This is a genomic window from Aquiflexum sp., assembly GCF_041751335.1.
Classification (GTDB): Bacteria; Bacteroidota; Bacteroidia; order Cytophagales; family Cyclobacteriaceae; genus Aquiflexum.
Window position 1 is genome coordinate 1 of record NZ_JBGSXS010000394.1, and the last position, 4,756, is coordinate 4,756.

Annotated in this window: 2 protein-coding genes and 1 pseudogene; all 3 read left to right on the plus strand. The window is 39.7% G+C overall.

Going from position 1 to position 4,756, the window contains the following annotated elements; translation table 11 throughout:
* Positions 1–432: pseudogene (locus ACEW8U_RS21180) on the plus strand (hypothetical protein); the annotation flags it as partial.
* Between the two features lie 367 nt (positions 433–799).
* On the plus strand, positions 800–2,620 hold the full coding sequence (locus ACEW8U_RS21185; protein WP_373524049.1) for a sulfatase-like hydrolase/transferase: 1,821 nt from the start codon (positions 800–802) through the stop codon (positions 2,618–2,620).
* A gap of 13 nt (positions 2,621–2,633) precedes the next feature.
* On the plus strand, positions 2,634–4,756 hold a 2,123-nt coding region (locus ACEW8U_RS21190), incomplete at its 3' end, for a glycoside hydrolase family 9 protein (protein ID WP_373524050.1).

Below are 4,756 nucleotides of genomic sequence, written 5' to 3' on the forward strand. Positions count from 1 at the left end.
GATCCTCAATATGCTTGGGATCTTATGCCCTTTGGGGATGTAGATGGAGGTCCAACAAAGGATCTGATACTACAACAGCAAAATGATCCTCAAAATAAACAGTATTTTCAATGGTCTTTCGGAAAGAGACCTGCGGAGGAGTTGTATGATGTAAATGCTGATCCTTATCAATTGAACAATTTGGCCTTTAAACCCGGATTCCAAGATGTGCGGGATGAACTTTCCAAAAAACTAATACAATACTTAACGGAGACAAAAGATCCAAGAATTCTGGGAAATCCGAAAATTTTTGAAAAGGCAACTTATTTCTGGAGTCATGGGCTTGAAACTGCTGGTTTGCCTTTATACCTGTGGGATGAATTGACCGAAGACCAGCAGAGAAGAAAAGTCGACTCAGTGAAATGGGTTTTGAAAAATGGTTTTGAAAAATAGTATTATGGTCAAGGTCAGTTTCAATATTAATTCTTTGCTACTATATTTTTTGGTTTTTTTATTGATAATCAGTCATCAATCATGTGATAATGGGATTACCTCCATAAAAAAAAGGCCAAAAGAGAAACATCTTTTTAGAATGGATTAATATTCAATTCATTAATTCTCTTTAGATGTTTAATCTTCCCCCTTATTAGGATTTTCCTTTCCTTTCTTAATTGTTAGACGGGGTAATTTTGGAAGATCTATTTTCAAATCAATGTTTAAGTATATGCGGATTATTCAAAGAATTCTTGTCCTGAGCTTTTTATCAATTCCAATAATTTTTTGTTCCTGTAAATCCGATTTAAAAGTAAACGATTCATTATTGAATAATGAAAGGCCTAATATCCTTTGGATTAATGCGGAGGACATCGGACCGGCTTTTGGGTTTTATGGTGATCCTCATGCCATCACTCCTGTGTTGGACTCTTTGGCAAAAAAATCCATGATTTATGAAAATGCCTTTGCCGTCTCACCAATTTGTTCGCCCTCAAGATCGACTTTGGTTACCGGGCTATATGCTACATCCATTGGAACACAACATTTGAGATCGGAAACCCCCTATCCGAAGGAACTTAAAACCCTACCAACACTTTTTTCAGAGGCTGGGTATTTTACAAGTCTTTACGGAAAAACCGATTACAATTTTGATCCCAAAGGACTTTGGGAGTATTGGTCAACCGACAAGGCACCCTGGAGGAAAATTGAAGATGGGCGACCCTTTTTAAGCGTATTTACATTGAAGAGTACGCATGAGGGTAAAGGTAATTCCAAAGAAAAATATGAAGAGGAAATGCAATTGTTTCCCCACTCGACTAGGCACGAAAGCCGATCGGTCCCTGTTCCACCATATCACCCAAACAATGAGGAATTCAAGGATCTATGGACAAGGTATTATGACCTGATTACGGCATTTGATTATGAGGTAGGGGAGATACTTCAAAACCTTAAAGATGATGGGTTATTGGATAATACCATTGTATTCATTTTTTCTGACCACGGCTTTGGTATGCCTAGGTATAAAAGATGGCTCTATGAAACAGGCATTAATGTACCTTTGATTGTCCATATACCTGATAAATATAAAAATCTCAGCAACTTGAAAGCAGGTGAAAAGACTGGGGATTTGGTCAGCTTTGTGGATTTTGTTCCCACGGCGCTTTCCTTAGCGGATATTCCGGTTCCTGAATATATGGAAGGATTTCCCTTTTTAGGAAAACAGCGAAAAAGTCAACTTAGAAAGGACATCTATGCTTTCAGAAGCAGGGCTGATAATATGTATGAAATGTCAAGGGCTGTCAGAGATGACCGGTTTATATACATCAGGCACTTCATGCCTCATTTACCTTACATTCAGTCTTCGGTGATTTTTTCTGATGAAAAGGAAAGTTTTGGAAATCTTTTAGAATTGAATCAGGCAGGTAAACTCTCCCTTGAAAGTTTGAAAATGTTCAGTTCCAAACCAATTGAAGAACTCTATGACCTCAAAAGCGATCCTTATGAACTGAACAACTTGGCTGGAAAGGAAGAATATCAAGGGCAAATGGAATGGATGAGGAAGAGATTACAGGACTATGTGATGGAAACCAAGGACTTGGGTTTTCTTTATGAAAGTGAAATGGTAATACGGGCAGATGGAAAATCCCCCTATTTCCTTCGGAATGATCCTCTGAAATTTGATTTAAAAAGACTTTATAGTGCAGCAAATATGGTGGGCAAAGCCGCTCCAAATGAAATCAACACCTTACTAGAAGACAGCGATTCGGGGGTGATCTTTTGGGGTTTGATGGCACTTAGGCAATTACCTCTTGAAGACCAAAGGAATTTTATACAGCAGTTAATTTTCTTATTGAAATCAGCATCGGTTACTGTTCAGATTGTTGCCGCTGAGAATCTATATTTATTAACCCAAAATGATGAATACCTAGAGGTTCTTGTTGAGAAACTTAATCATCCCATCGATGAAGTAAAACTACAGGCAGCGAGGGCATTGGAACTTTCCAATCCAACTAATTCTGAAATATTGGCTGAAATATCTAAAGTCTTGCAAAGGTACAAATCGCCCAGTGGCGCCTCCCATCCTTATACGGATTATAATTTTGCTTCCTTTATTTCCTGGTCATTGGAAAGTATTTTGGAGAATTAAAAAGGGGGGTGAGATGACAAATAATTTAACACCTTTCAATTTTAAAATATCATTTCTTGGGCTCTTGTTTGCCATGTTTGGCGGCAATCTTTTGGCTTCAGATTGGGTGCGGTTATCTGTATTGAATGACCGGATTTTGGTTCTCCAATTTGATGATGGTTATATTGAGCATAGTGGATACAGGCAAGGTCAAAATACTACTGTTACTTATAACTTCCCTTTGGATGTATCCAAAACATCAGTTTTAGAATCTTACAAAATTTCCAGCTCTGATGACCCGGAATTTGCAGGGGGAATATCACCCATTAAAATAAGTAGAAAAACTAAAGGAAAGGACTTTTCAAATGATTGCAATTGGGTGAACAATGTTTGCGACAATGACTACATCAATGAACATTTTATTTATCTTCATTTACCTTTTCAACTCAAGCAGGGATTCACCTACACTATTGAATTGGACCAATTGGCAGAAAATTACAATAAGGATTCTTTTGTTTTCGATTTTACAAAAATCCGATCTGAGGCCGTTCATGCCAATCAGATTGGTTTCAAATCCACCGCTCCTGTAAAATATGCTTACCTATCCCATTGGATGGGTGATGGGGGCCCGATTGATTTGGATCCTTATTCAGGAGCAGACTTTTATTTGATTGACCAAAAGTCAGGAGAAAGAGTTTTCCAGGGAAATATTCAAAAGCGACTGGATTTGGAAAACGCTGGATACATTGACCTACAAAGAACACCCCAACAGGGTTTTCTTTCCATGTCGGATGTTTGGGAGTGTGATTTTTCTGACTTCAAAGTTTCCGGTGAGTATGTACTTGCTATCGAGGGTATTGGAAGCAGTTTCCCGTTCAGATTGGATGAAGATATTTATAGAGAGCCCTATTACCATGCCATCAGACAACTGTATCATCAGCGGAGCGGAATACCGCTTGAAAGGCAATACACAGATTGGACGAGACCAAGAAATCTGCACCCGGACGACAGACAGGTGAGATTCCAATATACCACTTCACGATGGATGGACTGGTTGAGCACTTCTCCCGAAAACGGCAGAAAAGAAGATGTCTATGCAAAGTTACTTCCCGATTTTAAGTTGGAAACCTGGGGTTGGTATATGGATGCGGGTGATTGGGATGGGTATTACAATCATTTGAAAATCCCCAGGTTTTTGATGACTGCATTTGAGCTCGTACCGGAGAATTTTATCGATGGTGAATTGAATATTCCCGAAAGTGGAAATGGTATCCCCGATATTTTGGATGAAGCAAGATTTTTGATTGATTACCTGGATAGGACCAGAGGTCCCAATGGTGGGATAGCAGGAGCGAGGATCCATCCTGATTTTGAAACCAAGCCAGTTAACAACATTCCTTCATGGGAAGATGTGAGGGTATGGACAATTTCCGGGGAAGATCATGTGACCACATTTACTTTTTCCGGTCTCTCTGCACAGTTGGCATTTTGCTATAGAATGTTAGGTATGGAGGAGATGAGTGGTGAAATGTTGGAAAAAGCAGTTCAGGCCTATGAGTGGGCAACGGAAAATTTCGATACTGCTGTGGACTATCACCATAATTCCAGGATGTATGCAGCAGCATGGCTCTATAAGCTCACGGGTGAAAAAGCCTATCAGGATACGTATATTGCGGATTTCAATACGCCATCAACCTTAAGGTATGCAGATGATAACAAGGATTTTGCTATTTGGGCTTATTTGACGGATACCAATGAAGATATTGATCCTAATGCCAGGCAAAGCAGTTTAGATTTTGCCGTACAAAGAACAATTAGTGAATATATTTTGACTGCCGAAAACCGAAGTTTCAGGGTTGGGTTTGGTCCTAACTTCAGGACTTTTCTTGGTCAGGCAACCACCCCTTTGGTATTTCCGGCTTTGGTACTTTACCATATCACAGGTGAGGAAAGATATTACAGAGCGGCCTTGACAAGTGCAGATTATGTCCTTGGCGGTAATCCATTGGACATGACATGGATGGTTGGTTCAGGCCATCAGTCCCCACAGCAGATTTTGCATTTGGATACGTGGCTTCATCCCGATGGGAGACAGGAGTTTATTCCCGGGACTATTCCTTATGGTCCAACTTCACATGGAGATGGTTGGACACCCAA